The organism is Clostridium sp. SGI.024, assembly GCF_050315195.1.
Classification (GTDB): domain Bacteria; phylum Bacillota; class Clostridia; order Clostridiales; family Clostridiaceae; genus Clostridium.
Genome location: NZ_JBNPON010000013.1, coordinates 1 through 25,456, shown reverse-complemented (window position 1 = coordinate 25,456; position 25,456 = coordinate 1). Strand labels below are relative to the sequence as shown.

At 27.4% G+C, this 25,456-nt stretch carries 23 protein-coding genes; 3 read left to right on the top strand and 20 right to left on the bottom strand.

Annotated elements, in window-relative coordinates; all coding sequences use genetic code 11:
• Positions 1-9 precede the first annotated feature (9 nt).
• From ACQRD5_RS06100 to ACQRD5_RS06090, 3 genes are all read right to left on the bottom strand, one after another.
• Positions 10-909 (bottom strand): nucleotidyltransferase domain-containing protein, encoded by a 900-nt coding sequence (locus ACQRD5_RS06100; RefSeq protein ID WP_294189684.1) that lies wholly within the window; start codon positions 907-909, stop codon positions 10-12.
• Positions 910-1,022: 113 nt separating this feature from the next.
• Positions 1,023-2,819: a GTPase HflX gene (gene hflX / locus ACQRD5_RS06095; RefSeq protein WP_320901001.1), complete on the bottom strand. Its 1,797-nt coding sequence runs from the start codon at positions 2,817-2,819 to the stop codon at positions 1,023-1,025.
• A 107-nt stretch (positions 2,820-2,926) separates the two neighbouring features.
• Entirely contained in the window at positions 2,927-3,187 is a 261-nt protein-coding gene (locus tag ACQRD5_RS06090; RefSeq protein WP_294170143.1) for a hypothetical protein, read from the bottom strand.
• A 121-nt stretch (positions 3,188-3,308) separates the two neighbouring features.
• Here ACQRD5_RS06090 and hpt point away from each other — a divergent pair, with 121 nt between their 5' ends.
• Positions 3,309-3,836, top strand: coding sequence for a hypoxanthine phosphoribosyltransferase (gene hpt, locus ACQRD5_RS06085; protein WP_294170145.1), 528 nt, complete (start codon positions 3,309-3,311; stop codon positions 3,834-3,836).
• A 58-nt stretch (positions 3,837-3,894) separates the two neighbouring features.
• Here the strand turns inward: hpt and yunB are convergent, their stop codons facing one another.
• Positions 3,895-4,551 (bottom strand): sporulation protein YunB, encoded by a 657-nt coding sequence (yunB, locus tag ACQRD5_RS06080; protein WP_291624776.1) that lies wholly within the window; start codon positions 4,549-4,551, stop codon positions 3,895-3,897.
• A 107-nt stretch (positions 4,552-4,658) separates the two neighbouring features.
• Between yunB and ACQRD5_RS06075 the strand changes: the two genes are divergently transcribed.
• Positions 4,659-7,292: a transglycosylase domain-containing protein gene (locus tag ACQRD5_RS06075; RefSeq protein WP_291624775.1), complete on the top strand. Its 2,634-nt coding sequence runs from the start codon at positions 4,659-4,661 to the stop codon at positions 7,290-7,292.
• Positions 7,293-7,536: 244 nt separating this feature from the next.
• Positions 7,537-8,970, top strand: a complete 1,434-nt coding sequence (locus ACQRD5_RS06070) for an alanine/glycine:cation symporter family protein (RefSeq protein ID WP_291624774.1) — start codon at positions 7,537-7,539, stop codon at positions 8,968-8,970.
• Positions 8,971-9,061: 91 nt separating this feature from the next.
• Here ACQRD5_RS06070 and ACQRD5_RS06065 read toward each other — a convergent pair whose 3' ends face one another.
• The 16 genes from ACQRD5_RS06065 to ACQRD5_RS05990 all read right to left on the bottom strand — a co-directional run bounded on the left by ACQRD5_RS06065 (position 9,062) and on the right by ACQRD5_RS05990 (position 25,205).
• A complete protein-coding gene (locus tag ACQRD5_RS06065; protein WP_291624773.1) occupies positions 9,062-9,904 on the bottom strand; it encodes a hypothetical protein in 843 nt (280 codons plus the stop codon).
• A 192-nt stretch (positions 9,905-10,096) separates the two neighbouring features.
• The gene (locus ACQRD5_RS06060) at positions 10,097-10,996 is read right to left on the bottom strand and encodes a dihydroorotate dehydrogenase (RefSeq protein ID WP_291624772.1); all 900 of its coding nucleotides are present in this window, start codon (positions 10,994-10,996) and stop codon (positions 10,097-10,099) included.
• A 20-nt stretch (positions 10,997-11,016) separates the two neighbouring features.
• Positions 11,017-11,763, bottom strand: coding sequence for a dihydroorotate dehydrogenase electron transfer subunit (locus tag ACQRD5_RS06055; protein ID WP_414437501.1), 747 nt, complete (start codon positions 11,761-11,763; stop codon positions 11,017-11,019).
• 11 nt (positions 11,764-11,774) lie between these two features.
• Complete coding sequence (gene pyrF / locus ACQRD5_RS06050; protein WP_291624771.1) at positions 11,775-12,650, bottom strand: orotidine-5'-phosphate decarboxylase; 876 nt, start codon at positions 12,648-12,650, stop codon at positions 11,775-11,777.
• Positions 12,651-12,659: 9 nt separating this feature from the next.
• Positions 12,660-13,856 (bottom strand): dihydroorotase, encoded by a 1,197-nt coding sequence (locus ACQRD5_RS06045; RefSeq protein ID WP_427746618.1) that lies wholly within the window; start codon positions 13,854-13,856, stop codon positions 12,660-12,662.
• Positions 13,857-13,872: 16 nt separating this feature from the next.
• Complete coding sequence (locus ACQRD5_RS06040) at positions 13,873-14,304, bottom strand: aspartate carbamoyltransferase regulatory subunit (protein WP_291624769.1); 432 nt, start codon at positions 14,302-14,304, stop codon at positions 13,873-13,875.
• Positions 14,305-15,225 (bottom strand): aspartate carbamoyltransferase, encoded by a 921-nt coding sequence (pyrB, locus tag ACQRD5_RS06035; RefSeq protein ID WP_291624768.1) that lies wholly within the window; start codon positions 15,223-15,225, stop codon positions 14,305-14,307. It lies immediately after the preceding gene.
• A gap of 254 nt (positions 15,226-15,479) precedes the next feature.
• Positions 15,480-16,478, bottom strand: coding sequence for a LysM peptidoglycan-binding domain-containing protein (locus tag ACQRD5_RS06030; protein ID WP_427746617.1), 999 nt, complete (start codon positions 16,476-16,478; stop codon positions 15,480-15,482).
• Between the two features lie 178 nt (positions 16,479-16,656).
• On the bottom strand, positions 16,657-17,436 hold the full coding sequence (locus tag ACQRD5_RS06025) for a serine hydrolase (protein ID WP_291624766.1): 780 nt from the start codon (positions 17,434-17,436) through the stop codon (positions 16,657-16,659).
• Between the two features lie 132 nt (positions 17,437-17,568).
• Positions 17,569-18,669 (bottom strand): 6-phosphofructokinase, encoded by a 1,101-nt coding sequence (locus tag ACQRD5_RS06020; RefSeq protein ID WP_291624765.1) that lies wholly within the window; start codon positions 18,667-18,669, stop codon positions 17,569-17,571.
• Between the two features lie 273 nt (positions 18,670-18,942).
• On the bottom strand, positions 18,943-19,227 hold the full coding sequence (locus tag ACQRD5_RS06015) for a hypothetical protein (protein ID WP_291624764.1): 285 nt from the start codon (positions 19,225-19,227) through the stop codon (positions 18,943-18,945).
• Between the two features lie 178 nt (positions 19,228-19,405).
• On the bottom strand, positions 19,406-21,247 hold the full coding sequence (locus tag ACQRD5_RS06010; protein ID WP_320900126.1) for a hypothetical protein: 1,842 nt from the start codon (positions 21,245-21,247) through the stop codon (positions 19,406-19,408).
• Positions 21,248-21,434: 187 nt separating this feature from the next.
• Entirely contained in the window at positions 21,435-22,223 is a 789-nt protein-coding gene (locus ACQRD5_RS06005) for an ABC transporter permease (RefSeq protein ID WP_291624762.1), read from the bottom strand.
• Complete coding sequence (locus ACQRD5_RS06000) at positions 22,216-22,983, bottom strand: ABC transporter ATP-binding protein (protein WP_291624760.1); 768 nt, start codon at positions 22,981-22,983, stop codon at positions 22,216-22,218. The genes ACQRD5_RS06005 and ACQRD5_RS06000 overlap by 8 nt, the downstream gene beginning before the upstream one ends.
• Positions 22,984-23,061: 78 nt before the next feature.
• Complete coding sequence (locus ACQRD5_RS05995) at positions 23,062-24,090, bottom strand: ABC transporter substrate-binding protein (RefSeq protein ID WP_291624758.1); 1,029 nt, start codon at positions 24,088-24,090, stop codon at positions 23,062-23,064.
• Between the two features lie 86 nt (positions 24,091-24,176).
• The gene (locus ACQRD5_RS05990) at positions 24,177-25,205 is read right to left on the bottom strand and encodes a CdaR family transcriptional regulator (RefSeq protein WP_291624756.1); all 1,029 of its coding nucleotides are present in this window, start codon (positions 25,203-25,205) and stop codon (positions 24,177-24,179) included.
• Positions 25,206-25,456 lie beyond the last annotated feature (251 nt).

Genomic DNA, 25,456 nt, shown 5'->3' with positions numbered 1-25,456 from the left:
TCCAGCATGCTAGTTTTTATAAGAATATACATTTTCCATAGCTAGAAAGTTACCTTTAGAATCCCTAAGCTCTCTTTTTTCTTGAGTAATAATATTATTTTTATATAATACCTTTAATATTTCCTCTATTTTTATTTTAAAATTTTTAAAATATGGATTAATTTTAATATCATAAGCACTTAGTGACCTATTTTCATTTTTTATAAAGTTAATTAAATCCATAGATGCTTTTTCTATATTATATTCTAAGTAATTCTCCATATAATCTAACAACTCTTTAATAGTTATATCATCAACTTCTTTATATATCAAATTCTTAACTTTATCATTTAATATATCATTTAAATTACATGCCATTGTTAGAGAATCTTTACTTACTGTATATCCATTTATGCTTAAAAAAAGCATTGAAAAATTATTTAATGCTCTTAATAAAAGTTCATATGCAGTATATATACTTCCTTTTCCTATATATTTTTTACAAATCCCAATTTCTTTAAAAAAGTTACCAAGATATACAAGGTTAAGTCTTCCCTTGTCAGAATCTATCATATATATAATCTTTTGGTATAAATCTGTAATTTCATCATCTATTGAATATATCATTTTAGAAGAAATTAGTGAGTTCTTTATAAATTCTCTTTTTCCTGCTTCATTATAATACTTTTTAAATAATTCCTTACTTATTATTTTTATATGTATTGGTATGCCTGATACTTCTGAATAAACATCTCTAATTTCATGAAAATCTTCTTTATATATAACAAATAAGTCTATATTGGAGCCTTCCCACAAGTCTCCACTAACCATACTGCCAAAAATAAATATAGAAAGAATATTATTATTTTTCTTAAGTAATTCTGTTATTTCTTTATAGGCATTTTGATAATCTATAATTGATTTTGCCATTATTTTTCCCCCTGTTACATACGATTTACATTACTAAAATAATTATATAGAATAAAAATAAAAACTGCAATAAAGTATAATCTTCATTGCAGTTTAGCAATTTTTATATTTTTCTAGCTAATAATTTCAATTACAAACTCTTTTGATTTATTATATATCTCATCATCTACTTCTACTAACATATAACTTCCATTTTCTCTGTATTCCTCTTCTAACACTCTACCATTTCTATGAAGAAATGAATTAATCTCACTTCTATCGTAAGGTATTAGATATTTACACTTTTTCATTTTGTATGGAAGTTTTTCTTCAATAAGTTCTAAAAGTCCATCTAAATTTATATTATCTTTTGCTGAAATTTCAATAACTTCATATTCATAACAAGCTTTTCTTAATTCTTCTAAATTCTCTTCATTAGCTTTATCAATTTTATTTAATACTAAAATGGTATCTTTATCTTTGGCACCTAATTCTTCTAGAACCTCTTCTACAGCTTTTATTTGATCAAATGCAGAATTTGAAGAAGCATCTACTATATGACATAAAAGATCAGAATATATTACTTCTTCTAAAGTAGACTTAAAGGCTTCAACTAAATCATGAGGAAGCTTTCTTACAAATCCAACTGTATCTGTAATAGTAACTACTCCTTTATTATTTAGTATTATTGACCTTGTAGTAATATCTAGAGTTGCAAACAGCATATCAGCTTCAAATACTTTTTCTTTTCCTTGAACTTCCTTTTGAGCAGCTAAATCACAAAGCTTATTTCTAAGGGTAGATTTACCTGCATTTGTATATCCAACTAAAGATACCTTAGGAATACTTTCCTTATTTCTTTTTTCTCTTTGAACTTCTCTGTTTTTCTTAATCTTTTTTAATTGGTCATTTAAATCATATATTGTTTCTTTAATATGTCTTCTATCTGTTTCTAGCTTCTTTTCTCCTGGCCCTCTTGTACCAATTCCTCCACCAGTTCTTGAAAGTACTGTTCCAAGACCTTGTAACCTACTCATTCTATATTTTAATTGCGCTAATTCTACTTGGATTTTAGATTCCTTACTTCTAGCCCTTCTTGCAAATATCTCAAGTATAAGAGTTGTTCTATCAATTACTTTTGCTCCTAATGCTGCTTCTAAATTTCTTACTTGTGATCCTGAAAGTTCATCATCAAATATAATTAAATTTGCATGTTTACTTTGTCTTAAAGTAGCTATTTCTAGGACTTTTCCTTTTCCAATATAAAAAGCTGGATCAATCTTACTTCTACTTTGATAAACTAAATCAAGTACAGGTATGTCACAAGCTTTAGTTAATTCTTTTAATTCCTCTAAACTTTCCTTTGTGTCAGAGCCAACTAAAATAGCTTTTTCTCCTTGATCTTCAACAATATCTCTTTCCTTAATTAATTTTTCTATATGTTGTATTTTATCTAAAATATGAATAGAAAGTAATTCTTCTAAAGAAAGATTTAATTTTTCTTCATAATCTAATAAATCATTTGTTATTGTTATTAAACCTAATGAATAATCTGTAATATTACCATTATATACGCCTATTGCCATAATAGCATCTAACTTAAGCTTCAATAAAGCGGATAAATCTAATGCTGATAAATTTGATAATCCATTAGGATGTGTGTGTATTACCCTGACTCCAGATAATCTTTTTTCTCTTATATCTATCATTCCAATTTCTACTGATGTTGAATCACCAATTGCAACAGATACTACTTTTCCTCTCCTATCAATAGCCACACTTATTTCTCGCTCTATTAATGAAGTTACTCTTGAAATTATATTAATTATTTCTAAGCTACAAACTTCATCCTTAAGAACCTTCATTTTATAAATTCCTTCAAGTTCTTCTAAAAAAGCTTTTTTTATACCATCTATATTTCCAAATATCATTATATATCACCTTACTTTTATTATATTAACTATAAATATAATCCTTTTACTTTCTATTAATTATGTTTATATTATAAGTTATTGTCAAGTATTTATGCTATAACATCTTATGTAGATAAGTTAAAAATAGAATCATCCTCATTAAAAGTATTCACATTATATAAAAAGAGAACTTCATTTATATCATTATTTTTTATGAATTCATTAATAGACTCTGTATAATATCTTAAGTCAATTAGAAAAATATTTCCGTAATTTTCAGTTAAAAATGGTACAAAATTATTAGCAAATGAATCTTTAATTACTAATATTTTTTTATCTAGGTTTTTATCAGTTTCTATCTCTATAAGTGGATGGTTTCCATACATTTAATTACAATGAACACTACATATTCAAAATAAAGTTGCAAATATTATAAAAAATATGTACTATTAAATATAATATTAAATTTATTAACTTTTACATTTTTCTTTAGGAGGATTCACTTAAATGGATGATAAGAAAAGAAATATACTTTTTACAGAAGAACAAATTAAAAATAGAATTACTGAACTTGGTAAAGAAATAACTGAAGATTATAAAGATAAGAAACTTTATGTTTTACCATTACTTAGAGGAAGCTTTATTTTTGGAGCAGATATTTTTAGAGCTATAGATTGTAAGGCAAAAGTAGGTTTTATGACCACTTCTAGTTATGGTCATAGTGAAGAAAGTACTGGTGAGGTTAAAGTAGTTAATGATATTCCAGACAATATCGAAGGCTGGGATGTTCTTATAGTAGACGATATAATAGATACTGGTTATACAATGGAATTTGTTGTTGACTATGTAAAAAAACGTGGTGCTAAATCAGTTAAAACTTGTACTTTATTAGATAAGCCTTCTAGAAGAAAAGTGGATTTATCACCGGATTATTGTTGTTTTGAAATAGAGGATTTATTCGTTGTTGGTTATGGCCTTGATTACGAAAGCTTCTATAGAAATGTTCCTTATGTATTTAATTGGGAAAATAAATAAAAATAAATATAATTTTAATAAAGGAGCTGTTTAGGCAGCTCCTTTCCTAGTAAAACAATTAATTTTTATTAAGTTCTATTGCTGTATTTGGTATCTTACCAACTATTATAGTTTCAGCAATTGGTATCTGACTAGATATTTCCACATCTCTACTATTTAATGGCACTATAAGCTTCATCTTCATATCTACATTTAAATATATTTTATGTCTAGTTTGATTTATTCCTGCACTTTCAAAAACTGATTCATAACTACTGGTTATATTACCAATTTGAGTAATATCAACATTAATCTTTGGACCTAAATTATAAAAAACTAAGTTTTTAGTCATATATCCTAAAGGAACCTTTAATCCTACTTCTGATAACTTATCTATTTTATCATTAGATGCTAAAACTAATTTTGCAGATAAATAGTTTAATTTAACTGTATCTGCCCTTAGCAAAGTAATATTTCCCTCATTATCTTTTTCTGTAAGTATCATATCGTTATAATTAAAATCTTTAGAATAAATATCTAAAGCTGTTTCATTAATTATTGTTGTAGCTTCCCTCCTAACTTTTTCTTCTCCTATAGATAATACAGTGGGCAGAATATTTTTATCAAAAAAGTACAAAATAGAATTAATCAACAAAAAAATGGCAATAATAACCATTATAATCTTAGGGTGTTTAATTTGAAATCGTATTTTAGATTTTTTTGTATAATACTTCATAGGCACCTTCTAGAGTTATTATTTTACTCTTTATATAAATATGCTATAATATAGTATATTATTTATTATGAACCATTAAATAATTATAAATTATAAGGGAGGAACAAATGGCTAACAAAGATACTTCTAGAACAGAAAAAAGCCAAGCTAATGTTAAGAAAAATAAAAACAATGGCAAAAAGAATAAGAAAAAAAATCAACCTAAATATAAGAAAATTTTGAAAGGTACATTTCTTGGAATACTAGTTGCACTGCTTCTATGCTTTGTGGTAGGGCTTGGATATGTATTTGCAATTATAAAAAGTACTCCAGAATTAGATGTTAACGCAGTATTAAGCTTAAATGAACCTTCTATGCTTTTTGATAGCGAAGGAACATATATTGATAATTTACCTACCAATGAAGAAAGATATAAAATAACTTTAGATGAAATGTCTGACTATGTTAAAGATGCTTATATAGCTATTGAAGATGAGCGTTTTTACTCTCATCCTGGTATTGATATAAAAAGGACATTAGGATCTGCTTTAAGATCTGGTCTTTATTATTTTACTGGAAAAGGTTCTGTTCAAGGCGGTTCAACTTTAACTCAGCAATTAATAAAAAATACCTTATTAACAAATGACGTTAAAATAGAAAGAAAAATTAGAGAAATTTATCTTTCTTTAAGTCTAGAAAAGAAACTAACTAAAGATCAAATACTAGAAGCATATTTAAATACTATTCCTTTAGGAGGTAAAGTTTATGGTGTTGAAGCCGCTGCAAAATACTACTTTGAAAAAAGTGCTAAAGACTTAACTTTACCAGAATCAGCATTTATTGCTGGATTAACTCAAGCACCTACTTCTTATAGTCCATATAATGAGGCTAACAAAGAAGATCCTACAATTTACTTAGACAGAACTAAAACAGTTCTTATGAAAATGAAAGATTTAGGTAAAATAAATCAAGAAGAATACGATGAAGCTTATGCTTTTGTTGATGCAAATCAATTTGCCTTTTCTCAAACGGTTATTAGTTATAAAATCAATTACGAATGGTTTGTATATCCTGCAGTTGATCAAGTAAGAGAAGATTTAAAAGAAATATATAAATACAATGATGAAGAAGTAGATAGATTATTCTCAACAGGTGGTCTTAAAATATATACTACTATGGATAGAGCAATGCAAGATTCTACTCAAGCAGTTTTAGATGATAGGAATAGCATTAAGCAACTTGATATTTATGCCAATCCAGAAGTAACTGATGAAAATGGTACCCTATTACTTCAAGCAGCTGCTGCAATAATGGATTATAGAACTGGAGAAGTAAAGGTATTAGTTGGTGGTAGAGGTGATCAACCAGCAAGATCTACTAATAGAGCTTATGATGCTTTAAGATCTATAGGTTCTTCAACTAAGCCACTTACAGTTTATGGACCTGCTATAGATACAAAAACTATTACTGCAGGAACAGTTTTAGACGATGCTGGTCTTCCATCATCTCTAAGAAATAAATATCCTGGTTGGAACCCTCAAAACTGGAACTTTAAGTCTGATGGTTATATTACAGCTAGAGAATCACTAGCACTATCTAAAAATGTACCTACTATTATGATTGAAGATAAACTAGGCATTGAAACTGGATTATCCTATGGGGAAAAGTTAGGTATTGTATATGGTACAAAATCAAAAAGTAGTATAGCTACTCTATCTTTAGGAGAATTTACAGGTTATGATCCAGAGGACAATTCTGTAGATGGAGGTAATCCATTTATACTAGCTTCTGCTTATGGAACTTTTGGTAATAATGGATTATATACTGAACCTATTCTTTATACAAAAGTTGTAGATGGAAATGGTAAGGTACTATTAGAAAAGAAACCTAATCAAGAACAAATTTTCTCTCCACAAACAGCATATATTATGAGAGATTTACTTAAAGGCCCATTAAGCTTTGATGGTGCTTTAGCAAAACTATATAACATGCCTGTAATAGGTAAAACAGGAACTACTAATTCAGTTACAGACTTTTTATTTGCTGGATTAACTCCTTATTATTCTGGAGCTGTTTGGATTGGATATGATAACCATGATCCAATTGGTGGTGCAAGTTATAGTTCATCTGCTGCTTCATTATGGGGTGCTATTATGGCTCCAATACATGAAAATTTAGAATATAAAGAGTTCGATGGAAATCCTGGTGGAGTTACGACTGTAGCAATTTGTAAAGATTCAGGTAAGAGAGCAACTGATCTTTGTACTCATGATCAAAGAGGTTCAAGAGTTTATACAGAAATGTTTATATCAGGAACAGAACCTTCAGGAGTATGCGATGTCCATGTATCAGCAAAAGTTAATAAAAACAATAATAAATTAGCAACAGAAAATACTCCAAAAGACTTAGTTGAAGAAAAAGTATTTATAAAAAAAGAAATTGCCTCTTCAAGTGCAGCTGACTATAAATATGTTTTACCAACAGAAAAGGATGATACAAAAGCCGAAAAAAACGAAGAATTTAAATTATCAGATTTAGGTATCAAAGTTGGTAGTAATGTAGATAATGCTATAAACATTTTAAAATCAAAAGGAGTAAATATTACTATTAAAAATAACGAATCAAAAAATAGAACAATTAAGAGTATCTCCTCTGATAAAGCAAAAAAAGGTGATACCATAGTTATTGAATTAGAATCAGAAACTCCTAATAGCAATGGAAATCCAGATGAAAATGAAAATACAGAAGTTCCTAATCAATAAACTACTATAAATTATTAAAGGCAATAAAAAATAAGAGCTATGTAGCTCTTATTTTTTTATTCCTCTATATGAATAATTTGTATTTTTTAAATTCATTTTTACTTTCATTTTACTATATAAGCAGTATTATCTTATATATTTATGAATTTTCAATGATAATATCTTGCAAAATTTAAAAATATATTATATTATATTCCTAGTAAAATCAATTAAAATTTGTACAAATGAAGAGGGGGACTTATTTTTGAACTTTTTAAATAATTTAATATTATCATTTAACGATTTTATTTGGACTTATATATTAATTGGAATGTTAATAATAATTGGTCTATATTTTACCTTTAAGACAAAATTCGTTCAATTTAAAAATATAAAAGATATGTTTAGCTTATTATCAGATGGAAATTCTACAGATAAAAATTCTGTTTCATCTTTCCAAGCTTTTTGTATAAGTACTGCTTCTAGGGTAGGTACTGGTAATCTTGCTGGTATTGCTACAGCAATATCAATTGGTGGCCCTGGCTCTATTTTTTGGATGTGGCTTATTGCATTAATTGGATCAGCATCAAGTTTTATAGAATCAACCTTAGCTCAAATATATAAGAAGAAGGATGGAAATAACTATATTGGAGGTCCTGCTTACTATATGGAAAGAGGGCTAAAAAAAAGATGGATGGGTGTAATCTTTTCTATTCTAATTACTATTGCTTTTGGATTAGTATTTAATTCAGTACAAGCTAATACAATAACTCTTTCATTAAATAATTCCTTTGGTTTTAGCAAAACAATAATTGGTCTAATTATAACAATTTTAACCTTAGCCGTTATTTTAGGTGGAGTTAACAGAATAGCTAAAATTTCATCTTTTCTAGTTCCAATAATGGCCATTGCCTATATTATAGTTGCTTTATTTATAGTAATTAAAAATATCACTTCTTTACCTGAAGTTTTTAAAATGATATTAGAAAATGCTTTTGGGGTTAATCAAATAATTGGAGGTGGACTTGGCGCAGCACTTATGCATGGAATAAAAAGAGGATTATTCTCAAATGAAGCTGGTATGGGTTCTGCTCCCAATGCTGCAGCAACAGCAGATGTTTCACATCCAGTTAAGCAAGGATTAATCCAAACTCTTGGAGTATTTACAGATACATTAATAATATGTAGTTGTACAGCTTTTATAATATTATTATCTGATATACCACTAGATGGTTCAATTAAAGGTATCGAACTTACACAACTAGCATTAAGTTCTCAAGTTGGTGCTTGGGGTGGTATATTTATTACAATATGTATTTTGCTATTTGCCTTCAGTTCAATAATTGGTAATTATTATTATGGAGAAACAAATATTCAATTCATTACAAATAAAAAGATTTATATTAATTTATATAGAATATCAGTTGGTTTTATGGTCTTCTTCGGTTCTTTAGTAAGCATGGATATAGTCTGGAATTTAGCTGATGTTTTTATGGGACTTATGGCTATAATAAACCTTATTGCTATAGTAATGTTAAGTAAAATAGCTATTAAAGCTTTAGAAGATTACATATATCAAAAAAATAATGGAATTAAAGATCCAATATTCTTTTCATCATCTATTCCTGAATTAGAAAATCATATAATAGACTGTTGGATCTCTGATGAAGAAGATGATGAGGATGAATTAGTAGCATAATTAGCTTAAATAAATATTCTATAACCTTAAAAAAAGAAAAATATAGTTTTTTAAAGTGAAAAAATGGAGATACATATGATATCTCCATTTTTTACTTTTTAGCCAACGCTTCTAAATTATAATTTATTATTTCTCCATTATCTGCTCTTACAAAAGAATTAATATACTCTTCTTTATTATCCTTATTATTTATCTTTATCTTAAATACATATGCTAGTACCATTTCTTTATCTGAATTATTTATGTAAGCAAGAATTGGTTTATCTTCAACTTTTGCATTAATATTTAAACTTTGGAAGTTATTAATTACATTTTCTGTTGCCTTTTGTTCATCTATATTTATTTCATCTATATAATTTAAAGTTTCTAATGGATAATTGGTATATCCCTCTAATTTTCCTGTTATCTTATTAATTAACGTATTTATTTCTTGTTGATAGCAAGGATATCCATTCCTATATTTATAAAAAACCACATTATATACTATTGAATTATCATTATCTTTTTTCTTTATTTCCTTAAAACTAAAGTCTTCATCTGTTATTAGAGAAACATAATTTTTAACTAAATTAATTGCTTTATCTTCACTAATCTCTTCAGCTTTATATTTTTCTTCTCCTAAATTTTTATTAGAAAATCCTAAAACATTATAGTATTTATCTATATCAACTCCATAGTTTCCTACTATAACGGAATATTTTATAATAGAACTTTTATTGGATAGTTTATTTAGTGCATTGTCTTCAATTACATCTTTTTTAATTATACTATTTTTTTCAATTATATTATTATCATATAATTCCTCAATAAAATTTTTTGCTACTTTAATTTCTTTTGTGCCTCTATCTAGTATATTGCTTATACTAAATCCTATAAGTATTAACAATACTATAATAATTACACTAAAAACTATACTTGCTTTTTTAAATCTCATTGTACCCTCCTTCACTACCATATTAATAAACTTAAATTTTATTATATACAATGATTTATTATATTATTGTTCATTATATATTGTACACCATTTAGATAATAATATAAAGAATATTTTAATAAGATATAAACAATTAACATAATAAGAAAAGTTGTAAGATTACTTTAATCACAATCCTACAACTTAAAAAAATTATTTTATACATCCTATTATTTCGTTTATATCTTTAATTCCTTGTTCTATACAAAAGTTTTCTATTTCTGATATTATATTTTTTCCAGCTAGTGGATTAATAAAATTAATAGTACCTATTTGAATTGCAGTTGCTCCTGCCATTAAAAATTCAATTGCATCTATACCATTAGATATCCCCCCCATACCAACTATTGGAATATCTATAGCCTTAGAAACTTCATGTACCATTCTTAAAGCAATTGGCTTTATTGCTGGACCTGAAAGTCCTGCATAAGTATTATTAAATATAGGTTTTCTTTTATATGGATCTATTGCAAATCCTTTTAAGGTATTTATTAAGGATATAGAGTCAGCACCTGCTTCTTCACAGCTTACTGCCATTTCAACTATGTCTTCTGCATTCGGTGAAAGTTTAACCATTAGAGGCTTATCTGTAAGTTTCTTTATCTTTGACACTACATCATATGCTACCTTGGATTTTACTCCAAAAGCCATTCCTCCTGATTTAACATTAGGACATGATATATTAAGTTCTATCATATCTATATCTGTTCCTCTTAATTTTTCAATAGCTTCTTCATAATCCTCCATACATCCTCCACCAACATTAGCAATAATGTTAGTTCCTAAAGATTTCATCTTTGGCAATTCCTCAGCTATAAATTTATCTATTCCTGGATTTTGAAGTCCAACAGAATTCATCATTCCTGATGGAGTTTCGTATACTCTAATTCCATCATTCCCTTCTTTAGGATTTAAAGTTAGTCCTTTAGAGGATATTCCCCCTAAAATTCCAACATTATAAAAATTGTTATATTCTGCTCCAAATCCAAAGGTTCCTGAGGCAGCTATTACTGGATTTTTAAATTCTACTCCATTTATATTTACCTTTAACATTTTAATTTCCTCCCTTGACTTTAAAGCTCGACATAATTTCCATCAAAAACTGGACCATCTTTACAAGTTCTCTTATTTCCGTCTTTTGTTTTACATGTGCATACTAAACAAGCACCTACTCCACAAGCCATATGCTTTTCCATAGATACATATATTTTCACATTCTTTTCTTTACACATATCTACTACTTTTTTCATCATTATCTCTGGACCACAGCAAAGAACTGTGTCATATTCTTCCACTTTAAGAATATCAGTTACAAATCCCTTGTGTCCATGCTTTCCAGTATTAGTACTTACATAGGCATTATCAGCATATTCCTTTATCTCATCTATTAAATAAATATCATCTCTAAAACCTGCATATAAATCTATTCTAGAGTTCCTGTTATTTTCCCTTAGTTTTTTAGCTACCTCTAGCATAGGTGCTGTACCTATTCCACCTGAAACTAACGCTACTTTACCAAGATCTTCATAAACATTAAATCCATTTCCTAATGGTCCAGTAAGATTTATATAATCTCCATTTTTAAGATCCATATATTCTTTAGTACCCTTTCCTACTACAGCATATAAGAAAGTTATAGTTCCTTGATTCTTTTCACATACACTTATAGGTCTTGGAAGTAAAGTTTGTCCATTTAATTTTAACATATAAAATTGTCCTGCTCTTACTTCATTATTATCTTCTACAACCATTTTATATATACCAGGAACTATATTTTCATTTGATATAACTTTTGATTTAGTATAAGTCATCTTCACCATTAGTTTTCCTCCTATAGATTATCTACTGCAGCTCTTATTTCATCTCTCATTCTAATAGCTTCTTCTCTTGCGCATAATGCAAATTCTTTTTCTCTTCCTTCTTGCTTCTTATAAGCTAATAGAATAGCTCTTGAAGAGTTAACAACTCCACCATTTCCATTATTTAAATATAAAGCTACATCTTCTGCTTTTCCACCTTGTGCTCCATATCCAGGTATTAAAAAGAACATATTATTAAATCTCTTTCTTATCTCAATTCCCTCTTCCACATGTGTACAACCTATTACTCCACCAATACTTGAATAACCACAGTCTCCAGATACTTTATTTCCCATTTCAGCAAGCTTATCTCCAACTACTTTATAAACATCTCTTCCATCTTCAGTTTTTACCATTTCTATATCTTCAGCCCCTGGATTTGAAGTTCTAACTAGTGTAAAAACTCCCTTATTTCCTTTTTCCATATATGGCATATATGGTTCTATACTATCCATTCCCATATATGGACTTAAAGTAATAAAATCAGCTTCAAAATCTCCTTCAAAATGAGCTTTTGCATATTGTTTAGCTGTTGCAGCTATATCTCCTCTTTTTATATCTGCAATAATAATTGCATCTTTTTCTCTTAAGTAATCTAATGTTTCTTTATAGGCAAGCATTCCCTTTAATCCTAAAGCTTCATAATAAGCTATTTGTACTTTAAAGCAAGCAGCTACATCTATAGTTGCGTCTATTATTTGTTTGTTAAATTCAACTAAAGCCTCTGTTTCACTTCTACCTTCCAAAAGATGATCAGGTATATATTCAATAGCTGTATCTAAACCAACACATACCACTCCTCTTTCCTCTACTCTATTATATAACTTATCTATTATAAAACTTTTCATATTATCCCCCTACTTTTTATAAAGAATTTTTCCAGACTTTATAGTCATTTGAACTTCACCATAAAACTCCATTCCTTCAAAAGGTGTATTTGCAGCTTTTGAATGGAAATCCTTTGAATTTACAACTATCTTCTTATCTAAATCTAATAATACTAAATCTCCATCCATTCCTGGGCTTATAATTCCTTTATTCATTCCAAGTATTTTAGCTCCATTCTTAGACATTATCTCACTTAGTTTATTTAAAGTTATTTCTCCACTTTTAACTAAACTTGTATAACAAATTGGGAAAGCTGTTTCTAAGCCTACCATTCCTGGAGAACCTTTTTCTTTATCTTCTTTTGTATGTGGTGCATGGTCTGTTCCTATACAATCAACTATTCCATCTTTAATTGCTTTTATTACTTCATTTACATCTTCTTTTTCTCTTATTGGTGGGTTAACTCTATAATCCTTCTTATCTTTTGTTAGATATATATGATGTGGAGTAACTTCACAAGTTATATTACTAAAGTCTTCCTTTGCATCTCTAATATATTTAATAGCTTCCTTTGTACTAACATGACACATATGAAGCCTAGCTCCTGTTTCTTTAGCTAAGTATATATCTCTTAGTGTCATTATATTTTCAGCTATTCTCATATCTATATCTGAAAATCCTTTATCTTCGGCATGAGACATTATAATCCATCCATTATCTTTTGCTTTAAGCATTGCCTTATACATTATTTCAGAATCCATAACCCCAACGCCATCATCTGAAATTGCTTTAAGCCTTTCATAATTTTCGAAATCATCAAGATGGCTTAAATCTTTCCCATTAAACCCTTTAGTAACTGAAATACATTGATGTAAATCTATTAATCCTAATTCTTTTTCTCTATTTCTAACTTTTTCTAAAACTTCTTTGCTTGAACATATAGGTTGAGTGTTTGCCATTAGACAAACCCCTGTATATCCACCTCGTAAAGCAGCTTTAGAGCCAGTTTCTATATCTTCTTTATAAGTCAGTCCAGGTTCTCTAAAGTGGGCATGTGTATCTATAAATGAAGGCATTAATACAAGTCCTTTTGCATCAATAATTTCAATATTGTCTATACTAATACTTAATCCTATTTCTTTAATAATTCCTTTTTCTATATAAACGTCCCCAATAAAATCCTGTGAACAATCAACAATTCTAGCATTTTTTATTAATAAATCCATAGTTACACCTCTTGTTTTATAAATCAGATAATTTTATTATATTATCACAATAATCACACTTATAAGTACCTTTGTCCTCATTAATTAATTTGAATGTATGAGGAACATAACTTTCTACAGTAGTTATACACCTTGGATTATTACACCTTAATATATCCACTACTTTTTGCGGTAATTCTGGCTTTATTTTCTTATATATTGCTCCATTCTTTACTTCATTAATAGTTAAATGTGGAGACAATAAAGTAATAATTGTATAATCAAAACCTAAAGAATTCTCTATTTTTATAATATCTTTCTTTCCCATCTTTTCACTTTTAACATTCATAATTAAAGCTACTTGACTATTTAACTTATCTAGATTTAAATAATTAAATATTTTTATTCCAATTCCTGATTTTATATGATCAATTACTAACCCATCCTTAATAGTAGTTATTTCTAGCATTTATACCACCCCCAATAGTTTTGCAATTAATGCCATCCTTACATACATTCCAAATTCTGCTTGCTTGAAGTAGCAAGCTCTTTTATCTTTATCTACTTTTATATCTATTTCATTTACTCTTGGCAATGGATGAAGAACTATCATATCTTCTTTTGCTAATTTCATCTTGTCTAGGTCTAATACATAGCTATCCTTTAGTCTTAAATATTCTTCTTCGTTAAAGAATCTTTCTTTTTGAATTCTAGTCATATAAAGAATATCTAGTTCGTGAATTATATCTTCTAATTTTTCAACTTCCTTAAATTCAATATTACTTTTAATCAATATTTCATCCCTTATATAATCTGGTATTGATAATTCTTTAGGTGAAATTAAGACAAACTTAGTTCCACTATATCTAGACATTGCTTTTATTAATGAATGTACTGTTCTTCCATTTTTAAGATCACCACATATTCCTATTGTGTGGTTTTCTAAGCCATGTTTTAATGTTTTAATTGTTAAAAGATCTGTTAGAGTTTGGGTTGGATGTTGATGACCTCCATCACCTGCATTAATTATAGGAATGCTTGAATACATACTAGCAAGCTTTGCTGCTCCTTCCATAGGATGCCTCATTGCTATTATATCTGAATATATGGATACCATAGTAATAGTATCTGCTAAAGTTTCTCCTTTTGCTGTTGAACTTGAATTTGGTTCAGAAAAACCTAATATCTTTCCACCAAGCTTCATCATAGCTGCTTCAAAACTGAATCTAGTTCTTGTACTTGGTTCATAAAATAGAGTAGCTAATATCTTTCCATCACAAATATGGGAGTACTCTCTTTGATTTGAAATAATTTGATGTGCGAGATTAAAGATTTCTTCTAATTCACTTTTAGAAAAATCCATTGAATCAATTAAATGTTTATTTTTCATATTACCACTCCTTGTTAACATCTCTGTGTTAAATTTAAAGGTTTATTATTTTATACATAAAAAAACTTCCTTTATTAAAGGAAGACATAATAAATCTAAGTATAATATACTTTATATCTCCCTTATTAATCTCTCTGGATTAAGTTAAAGGTTATCTTTTCAATTAGAATAACACTTATACTATTTATTGTCAAGAAACTATTTATATACATAAGAACAGAGCTATATTTTACAACTCTGTTCAGAATTAAATACTACATTATTCTTAATACTTCTCCTGGATATATTAGATCTGGATTTTTAATTCCATTTAAACTTGCAATATTTTGATAATTCACTCCATGATTTGTAGCTATGCTAGTAAGTGTATCTCCTGCTCTTACAGTATAATATAATTTAGAAGTATTATCTCCATTTATTAATAAAACTTGTCCTGGATATATTAAATTGGGATTGCTTATTAGATTTAGCTTTGCTATAGCTTGATAACTTGTTCCATATTTTGATGCTATTGAAGAAAGTGTATCTCCTTCTTTTACTACATAATTAATTAAAGTTAATTTATCAGTATCATCTTTAGGCTCTTCTTTAGGCTCTTCATCTGCTCCATTGTCATTATTAGAACTTCCATACCCATTCATTCCCTTTTCTGTGATTAGTGTAGGATAATCTATTATCATATAATTTTGATCACAAACTACACCAGCTATTATATTAGTTCTAATTAAGTTGATTTCTCCTCCAAACTGCCACATTCCATAAGGTCCTTCATAGGTACATCCTGTATCCCATTGTGCAACCCATATAGAATAATCAATCCTTAAATCCTCATTTAAATAATTCTCAAGAAATGATTTACTTGAATAAATCCCTACAAAATATCCTTTACTTTCAAGGTAATCAAGCCAAGCTTTTGCTATATTAGAAACTTGATTCTTGCTAAGGTTTTTATGGACACTATCTTCTATATCAAAGTAAATAGGAAGTTCAAATTTCTTATTTTTTAATACATAGCTTTCTAAAAACTTTGCTTCTGATATAGCTTCTTCTACTGTAGTAGCCATACTATATTGATATACTCCAACCTTTAATCCAACAGCTTTTGCATTTTGATAATATTCTTCAAATCTATTATCTTTACTTTTATTATAAGCTCCTCTAATTATAGCAAATTTAACGCCTTCATTAGTAGCTTGCTTAAAATTAAAGTTTCCTTGCCAAGTACTTACATCTATGCCAAATGTTCTGCTCACTTTATATCTCACCTCTGTAAATTGTCTTTTATCTTTTGAAATATTTGTTCTTACTATTTATTATATTAATAATAAGATATTGTGTTATTAAATTTGTAAACTTTTATTTTAAATAAATAAAAAAGAGTATCGACTTTACCGACACTCTATATAAAAATATTAGTATTTATTTTTTTAACTATTGCCAATTATTCATAACTTCGTCCCACATCATTTTACCACACTTAGCAAGTGTTACTGTTCCGTATACACTATTAGGTATTCCCATTGATAAAACAGTAAATGAGAAATTACCCTTTGGTAATCTGATTAACTCTGTATCATTTTCCACTCCAGTTTTATCTCCAGTTTTACTTGAAATTTCGTATTTTAAATCATCTGGAATATATAAAGCTAATTTATTCTTTATTTGTTGCCTTGTTAATATATCAATTAACATCTGACTATTCTCTTTACTTAGATACGATTCATTATATAAATGCCTCCATATTTGTGCTAAATCGTAAGCAGATGTAACATTTTCAACTTCATCTCTAGAATTTCTTTCATCAGTAGTTTTTCTGTATAATCTAGTATTTTTTAATCCCATTTTTAATATATCATCATTTATATTGTCAATTCCAACTATTTCAATTATTTTATTTGCAGCAGTATTATCACTTTGAATTAACATTGCAACTAATAATTCAAAAACTGTATACTCTCTTTCATTAAATTCATGAATTATTCCTGTTCCATATACTTTATCTTTGCTGTCAATTTTAATTTTATCTAAGAAATCTATTTTTTTATTTTCTTCAGCCTTAATTAAAGATACTGCTATAGGCAACTTCATACAACCTGCTGCCGTCATCTGAACGTTTTCATTATATCCATAAATATAACCACTTTTTAAATCTTCGAAAAAAAATCCATATGTTCCAATTCTTGATTCTAAATATTTCTTTATCTCTTTCATAATACCCTCCAGCTTTCTTACTGTATTCTTTGCCTATTCTGATTATAGCATATTGTCAGAAAATTTTGAAGTGTCCCTTGAAATAATTTAAACTAAAAAGTGGTGAAGTAAATCTCCACCACTTATAATTTCCTAATCAGCAAAAGAAATACCTACTTTTTTTGCCACATTTACTAATTCTCCATTAGGATCAACTAGCTTTGATTTTTGACCTATAACATTTTCTAAGCTATCACTTGAGATTTTACCATCTTTTAAACAAACCATTTCTCCAAATTTTTCTTCATTTATTAATTCAACTGCTGCTACTCCATACCTAGTTGACAGAATTCTGTCATATGTTGATGTTGTTCCACCTCTTTGTATATGACCAAGAACTGTACATCTAACTTCTTTTCCTGGTAGAACTTTTTCTAAATCCTCTGCTAATTTATTACCTATTCCACCTAATCTAATAGGATCAGGGCTATCCGCAACTATTTTGGCAACTACTACTTCCCCATCCTTAGGTTTTGCACCTTCTGCAACTACAATTATACTATATTGTTTTCCTGCTGCTTCACGTTCCTTTATTTTCTCTACAATTTTATTAATATCGTATGGAATTTCAGGTAATAATATTACATTAGCAGAACCAGCAATTCCTGCTTCTAACGCAATCCATCCTGCACCTCTACCCATAACTTCACAAAGCATAACTCTATGATGAGACTCTGCTGTTGTATGTAATCTATCTAATGCTTCTGTTACTACATCAATAGCTGTATTAAATCCAAAAGTAACATCTGTAGATGCTAAATCATTATCAATTGTTTTAGGTACTCCTATAACTTTTACACCTTTTCTTGCGAAATCTCTTGCAGAAGTTAAAGTTCCATCTCCACCGATTACTACTAATACATCTACTCCTTCTTTTTTCAAATTTTCAACTGCAACATCTGAAACATCTTTTTTTACCATAACACCATTTTCTTCAACTAAATAATCAAATAAATTATCTTTATTTGAACTATATAAAATAGTGCCTCCTCTATTTAGTATTCCAGAAACGCTATCTAAAGTTAGAGGCATGAAATCATTATTGTATAATCCTCTATAACCAAATTTATAACCTATTACTTCCATTCCATAATTTAGTATAGCAGTTCTTGTTACAGCTCTTATTACTGCATTTAAACCTGGGCAATCTCCCCCACCAGTTAATAATGCTATTTTTTTTACTTGTTGTGACATAAAAAATTCCCCCTACCAATTTAGTTATTTTTTAAAATGATTATACTTTTAAAATTTTCTGCAAATTGTAACAAAAAAAATATTTATTATTTGATTTTATTGTTACAAATGTTTTTAAACCATTCTTTTCTTATCATAATTATAATATCATAAAGATAATTTACTGAAAAGTAGAATTATTTATATTTTGAATTTTTTTTATTTTAGTAAAATTATAAAATTAAATCAATTCTGCTTTATACTCCTCCATAAATTTTGAACCTTAAAAATTTATTACTTAAAACTTACTTCTATTTTGCTTGTTACATCTGCTCCATTTAATGATAGCTCTATAATATTACTTCCTTCTGTAAGTTTTACATCTTTATACTTTTTAACCTTTATAAATTCTCCATTATTTTCTCTTATATAATATTCATCAAGGATTTTTCCATCCTTAAATGCACCTAATATAAAGGATTCATTACTTTCTTTATTATTATATTCTTGTTTCTTCATTAAAACTATATATGCTTTCTCATCTTCAGATTTAATCTCTTCAATTGGATTTTTATTCATTAATTATTCATTTTCAGTAAATATAGTTGGAGGTAAATAGACATCCTTAAACTTTAATGTATGTCTTTTTTATCCATTTTTCCTGTATAATTTAAATTTCTTATATCTGTCTTTAATAATTCCATACTCCTCAGAACCCCTCTAAAAATATTTATAAAAAAAGTGCTAAAAAGCACTTTTAATATATTAATTTTAATCCTGTTATATTAAATTCTTTAGTATCATCTTCCATAAATTTATCATAAGCTTTTTTCATTATGGCATAATTTTCTATTATTGTTTTTCTATCCTCTTCATCTAAACCTATAGGTACCTCTGAATAAGCTGCTTTAAGATTTTCAAATCCTCTTAATAAATCTTTTTCAATTGTTAAATAATAATAAGCCGCATTATTTAATGCTCTAACATCTTTTTCATTCATAGAATACGCTTTACGAATATTTTCTATTCCTTCTTCATTTTTTCCTTCAGTTAAATAAAGAGCTCCTAATGTTGTATAATATTCTTGTTTATCATCAATTCTTATTGCTTCTTTTATATTTTTTATAGCATCTTCATACTTTTCTTCTTTTATATCTAGATCTACGATTTTTTTATATAACGTACTATCACTTTTTCTTATTTTAATTGCAAACTCATAGTATTCTCTTACTTTATTATTATCTGCAGCATAATTTAAATAATAGTCAGCTAGCTTCATTATTATATTGTAATTATATGGTTCCTTTGACATAGCAGTTCTATAGTAAACTTCAATTGATTTAAAGTCTTTTTTAGAACTTAATATATTTGGAATTAATTCACTAAAACTATCATAATTATTTTTATCAGAATTTATACTTTTCTTTGCATTAACTAAAGCTTCATCATAGTTTTTACTATTCAAATTCTTAAGAGATAATAAATAATATGTTGAATAGGAATTTTTATCTATTGCTTTAGCTTTAATAACAGCCTTATCTAAATAATAATCTGGTAGTTCTTTGTTTTTTGCAGTTACATATATATTATATTTTATAATATCAGTACCAATATTATCTATACCATTTTTTTCGAATTCATCAGTTAAACGTAATGCTTTATATAAAATGGATTTATCATTTGCATAAGCTCTTGCTAAAAACATTTTATATGAATACTCATCTGTTTCCTTTATTTTATTTTCCAATTTACTTATTAATGTATCTTTATCATATAAATAAATATCATTCACTACATTATAAATTTTTAATTCATTACTATTTATTGTCCAAGCTTCATTTAATAATTCTATCCCTTCATCCCATCTATTTACTAATATATTCATATTAGCAAGAGTTGACATATCATATGCAGATTTTTTATCTAAAGGATATGTATCTATTAGTTTTTTTGCTTTATATTCATTATTATTTTGTATATATGCAGTAAATAATATTTTTATTATATCTTTATTATTTCCGTGATCAGTAATATACTGTTCTGCAAATGAAATAACATCACCATATTCTTTATTTAAAGTAAATGTAAACAACATTGAGCTTATTAGCTCTAAATCTTTTTCTTTATATTTTTCATACCCTTCAGCTCTTATAATCTTATCTCTTTTTATTAAAACTTCTCTTAATAATGTATTAGATTTCTCCACTTCTCCTCGTAATGAATATATATCTGCAATTTTTGCTGTCCAAATTGGCCATTCATCTTCTTCTTGCATTTTTTTATACTCTTTGACAGCTTTATCAAATTCATTTCCATAATATAAATATTCTGCAGCATTTCTTGTTATATTTACTTCCTCACCTATGGTGAAATTCCTAATTGATAATATTAAAAGAAGAACTAAGAGACATGAAGTCCCTATAATAACAATTGGCTCTACGTATTTATTTTTAGAATTTGCTTTTCTATATATCTTACTTATTTTTTTTATTCCACTTTTTATAGGTTTATTAATTGATTTAAATATGCTTTTAACCTTGTTGAAAAACGTTTTCACACCCGTATTTAACTTAGAAAAAAGTTTCTTTACTTCTTTCATATTTACCTCCAAATAATTTTATCTATACGTTTTATATCTGCACATTATAAATTTTATCAAAAATTTTCCTAATTTACAATTATAAATTTATTAGTACATATTATGTATTCAAAAATAATATGAAAAAGAAACTCCTTTCGGAGCTTCAAATTCAAAATAAATCAAAGAATTTATATTCTATGCTTATTTAATTTATATTATTAAGCTTTTCTTCAAGCTTAGCTACTACCTTATACATTATAAATGCAATTATTGAAAGTAAAACAATACTCATCATAACCATATCTAATTGAGATATTTGTCCACCATATACTATTAAAAATCCAAGTCCTTTTCTTGCTACTAAAAACTCTCCCATTATTACTCCTACCCATGATAATCCTACATTTATTTTTAATGCTGATATTATAACTTGAATATTAGCTGGAAAAACAAGAAATTTTAAAGTTTGAAATTTACTTGCTTGTAATGTTTTCATTAATTTTAATTTTCCTTTATCTATTTCATTAAAACCAGTTAATACAGTTATAATAGTTGTTACAATAGATATAAGAAGAGCAACTACTATAATTGCCGTAATCCCATTTCCTACCCAGAATATTACTATAGGAGCAAGTGCTACCTTAGGTAGTGCATTTAATACTACAAGATAAGGATCTAATACTTTTGCTGTAAATGGAAAACTCCACAAAATAATGGCTATTACAGCTCCTAATACAGTTCCTAATGTAAATCCAAGTATAGTTTCATAACAGGTAATTAGTATATTACTAAAAAGGGTTCCTTCTTTGATAAAAGAAATTAATGATTTTATAATTCTACTTGGACTAGATGTCAAAAATGGATCTAAAATTTTCAATTGTGCTAACCCTTCCCATATCACTATGAAAGCAATCAATATCAATATCCTGAAGAAAGTAACTTTTAAAGATTCTACTTTTATTTTTTTTATATATTCTAAATGTTCTTTACTCATTTACAATGTCAAGCTCCTTCCATAACAAATTAAAATATTCATTAAACTCTGGCTCTTTTCGCCTTTGAAAAGGAGTTGCATCTTTATTATTAAATTCTATTTTCACTTCTAATTTTAACTTTGCTGGTCTTTTAGTAAGAACTATTATTCTATCTGAAGTTGCAATGGCTTCACCTAAATCATGAGTTACCATTACTGCTGTTTTACCTTCTTTCTTAATAATTCCTTTTACATCATCACAAACCTTTAATCTTGTTTGGTAATCTAAAGCTGAAAATGGCTCATCTAAAAGAAGTACATCTGGGTTTAAAGCTAAGGTTCTAATTAGAGCAACTCTCTGCCGCATACCTCCAGATAATTCAGTTGGTTTATGATTTTTAAACCTGTCTAACTGATAATTTTCTAGTAATTTTTCTACCCTTTTTATGTTTTCTTCAGTATATATTTTCTTTATTTTAAGTCCTAGCATCACATTATTTCTTACAGAAAGCCATTCAAATAAATAATCCTTTTGAAACATATATCCCATTTTATCTAATCTATTTTTTATATCTTTATCATTATAAATTATTTTTCCTTCAGAAGGCTTTAATAAACCACTTATTATATTTAACAATGTTGATTTTCCACAACCAGATGGACCAATTATACTTACAAATTCACCTTTTTCTATAGAAAAATTTAACTTATCTATAGCTGGAGTTTCTGCCTTTAAAGAATGATAAGTTAAACTTATATTTGAAATATTTATCAAACTCATATCTAAACCTCCTTTCTAATATGTATAGTTATTTAAAAGTACATGTAAGGAGCTGTTTTGGGCAGCTCCTTTACATAACTACTTAGCTTTCATTACTTCTTCTGCAAAGCTATTATTAACTATCTTTTGAAATGAAGGTCTTTCTGGTAATAAACTGCTATCGTAGCTCTCTATAACATCCATTAATCTTGTTAAATCTTCTTCTTTTATTGAAGGTTTAGTTGCAATAGCATTAATCTCCTTATAATTCCTCACAACAGAGATTATTATCTCTTTATCTGTTCCAGGAAAGAATGAACTAATAGAGTCAGCTATCTCTTCGTTACTATGTGTATTCACCCAGTCTTGAGCTCTATATATAGCCTTAGTAAAGCTTTGAAGTATCTCAGGATTCTTATCCATATATGATTTAGTTGCAAAGAAGCAAGTATATGGTAAATTTCCAACTTCTTTTCCAATGGAAGTAATAATCTTGCCACTACCTTCTTTTTCTAGCATTGATGCAGTTGGTTCAAATAAAGTAACATACTCTCCAGTTCCTGCTTTGAATGCACCAGAAGTAGCCGTAAAGTCTATATTAGTTACCATCTTAACATCAGTTTTAGCATCTAATCCATTTAATTTAAGCGCATATTCAAAAGCCATTTCTGGAACTCCACCTGGTCGTCCCCCAATTATTTCAGCACCTTTTAAATCAGTCCATTTAAAATTCTCTTTTGCTTCCCTTCCTACTAAAAAGGCTCCATCAGTTTGAGTTAATTGTGCAAAAATTACTGGATAATCCTCTCTACCTTGATTATTAATGTAAATTACTTGTTCTGGTCCTGCAAAGCCAATATCTGCATTTTTACTTAAAACTTGTTGCATAGTTTTATCTGCACCTTGTCCAGTTGATAAGTCTATTTCTATACCTTCTTCTTTAAAGAAACCTTCATTTATCGCAACATACATAGGTGCATAAAACACTGATCTTACTACTTCATTCAATCTAACTTTTGTTAATTCTTTATTTTTATCAACAGTTTTTTTGTTACAAGAAATTAAACTTAAAGAAGTAATTCCTACTAAAGCTACTATTGATACAATTTTAATTAATTTGCTTTTCATTTAACCCTCCATAAAGAATAGTAATTAATCTATGCTTTATACTATGAGTAAATAGCAAATTTTGTTAAGAAATAAGATATTATAATTTATTTCCAAATTAATCCGCATAATAGTTCAAATAAATCTAATATTTTTTTTGGATTTTTTCCTGTTAACTTTTCAATTTTTTCTAATCTATAACTTAAAGTATTTCTATGTATATTTAACTTTTTAGCAATATTACTTATATCTCCATTTTCTTCTATATATACTTGTATAGTCTTAATAAGCTCCAATTTTCCCCCAGTATTATCAAGATTATTCATAAACGAAACTAATTCTAGCTTATCATCATGTAGTAAATGAATAAAAAACTTTAATTCATCATAACTGTATATTAAACTTGATGGCTTTATTTTAATACCAATTTTCCATGCAAACATTGCGTTTTCTAATGAAATTGCAGCTATATGTTCTTTTGATCCAATACTTATTTTATATACATCTTTATTCTCTCTTAAATTATCTAGCAATGAATTATATACACTACTTGATGTAACAAAGAATTCTATCCTTTTGTTAATTTCTCTATAATGTGGATATTTATTCAGTAACATTTTAAAACTATGTGAATTAGTATTTCCATTTACCACAATAACTCTCCATTTTTTAGTAATAACAATCCCATAGTTTTCAGCCATTTCATAAAAATCACTATCATACTCCATTTTTCTATATGCTAATTCATTGTAAAATTTCTGCTTATTCAATTTTTCATTTTGAATATCTTTATTACTCTTAGCTTGTTCAATTAATAAGTTAGCTGTTACACATACAAGCTTACTAAACTTTCTTACTTCATCTGGATTTCCTGTAATTCCAATGACCCCCATTACATTTCCATTAATAATTATAGGTTCATTTACTCCAGGTTTCATTTTATCTTCTTCTTCATATACTTCATTTATAAATTTATTTTCTATTGCTTTTTTAGCTCCTTCATGAATATTGCCAATACGACTAACATCTCCACTTCCTATAATTACTCCATTTTCATCCATGACATTTATATTATAAGGAATGACATTCATCATTTTTAAAACAATTTTTTGTGCTATATTTTTCGATAATTTCACATTACTCACTTCCTTATAAATTAAATTAATTATTATTAAAAACCTTCTCCTATTTAAATATAAATAAGGCATTGTATCATTATATTTTAACTTATCCAGTAAAAAATTTCCTGTATTTCTACATAATTCTAAGATAATAATACATAATTTCACAATATAATTGCAACATTATTCCAAAAATTTCAAAAGAAATTAATATATGAAACTTCTTATAAATTCTTCTAACTATTTCACACTTATAAAATATTTTT

Excerpts from the sequence above, each read along its gene's own strand:
- hflX (WP_320901001.1), bottom strand. The coding sequence starts at position 2,819 with ATGATATTTGGAAATATAGATGGTATAAAAAAAGCTTTTTTAGAAGAA.
- ACQRD5_RS06040 (WP_291624769.1), bottom strand. The coding sequence starts at position 14,304 with ATGCTAGAAATAACTACTATTAAGGATGGGTTAGTAATTGATCATATA.
- ACQRD5_RS06055 (WP_414437501.1), bottom strand. The coding sequence starts at position 11,763 with ATGGTGAAGATGACTTATACTAAATCAAAAGTTATATCAAATGAAAAT.
- ACQRD5_RS06065 (WP_291624773.1), bottom strand. The coding sequence starts at position 9,904 with ATGAGATTTAAAAAAGCAAGTATAGTTTTTAGTGTAATTATTATAGTA.
- ACQRD5_RS06025 (WP_291624766.1), bottom strand. The coding sequence starts at position 17,436 with ATGAAAGAGATAAAGAAATATTTAGAATCAAGAATTGGAACATATGGA.
- ACQRD5_RS06005 (WP_291624762.1), bottom strand. The coding sequence starts at position 22,223 with ATGAGTAAAGAACATTTAGAATATATAAAAAAAATAAAAGTAGAATCT.
- ACQRD5_RS06045 (WP_427746618.1), bottom strand. The coding sequence starts at position 13,856 with ATGGATTTATTAATAAAAAATGCTAGAATTGTTGATTGTTCACAGGAT.
- pyrB (WP_291624768.1), bottom strand. The coding sequence starts at position 15,225 with ATGAAAAATAAACATTTAATTGATTCAATGGATTTTTCTAAAAGTGAA.
- ACQRD5_RS06000 (WP_291624760.1), bottom strand. The coding sequence starts at position 22,983 with ATGAGTTTGATAAATATTTCAAATATAAGTTTAACTTATCATTCTTTA.
- ACQRD5_RS06015 (WP_291624764.1), bottom strand. The coding sequence starts at position 19,227 with ATGAATAAAAATCCAATTGAAGAGATTAAATCTGAAGATGAGAAAGCA.
- yunB (WP_291624776.1), bottom strand. The coding sequence starts at position 4,551 with ATGAAGTATTATACAAAAAAATCTAAAATACGATTTCAAATTAAACAC.
- ACQRD5_RS05995 (WP_291624758.1), bottom strand. The coding sequence starts at position 24,090 with ATGAAAAGCAAATTAATTAAAATTGTATCAATAGTAGCTTTAGTAGGA.
- hpt (WP_294170145.1), top strand. The coding sequence starts at position 3,309 with ATGGATGATAAGAAAAGAAATATACTTTTTACAGAAGAACAAATTAAA.
- ACQRD5_RS06060 (WP_291624772.1), bottom strand. The coding sequence starts at position 10,996 with ATGTTAAAGGTAAATATAAATGGAGTAGAATTTAAAAATCCAGTAATA.
- ACQRD5_RS06020 (WP_291624765.1), bottom strand. The coding sequence starts at position 18,669 with ATGTCACAACAAGTAAAAAAAATAGCATTATTAACTGGTGGGGGAGAT.
- ACQRD5_RS06090 (WP_294170143.1), bottom strand. The coding sequence starts at position 3,187 with ATGTATGGAAACCATCCACTTATAGAGATAGAAACTGATAAAAACCTA.
- ACQRD5_RS06075 (WP_291624775.1), top strand. The coding sequence starts at position 4,659 with ATGGCTAACAAAGATACTTCTAGAACAGAAAAAAGCCAAGCTAATGTT.
- ACQRD5_RS06100 (WP_294189684.1), bottom strand. The coding sequence starts at position 909 with ATGGCAAAATCAATTATAGATTATCAAAATGCCTATAAAGAAATAACA.
- pyrF (WP_291624771.1), bottom strand. The coding sequence starts at position 12,650 with ATGAAAAGTTTTATAATAGATAAGTTATATAATAGAGTAGAGGAAAGA.
- ACQRD5_RS06010 (WP_320900126.1), bottom strand. The coding sequence starts at position 21,247 with ATGAAAGAAGTAAAGAAACTTTTTTCTAAGTTAAATACGGGTGTGAAA.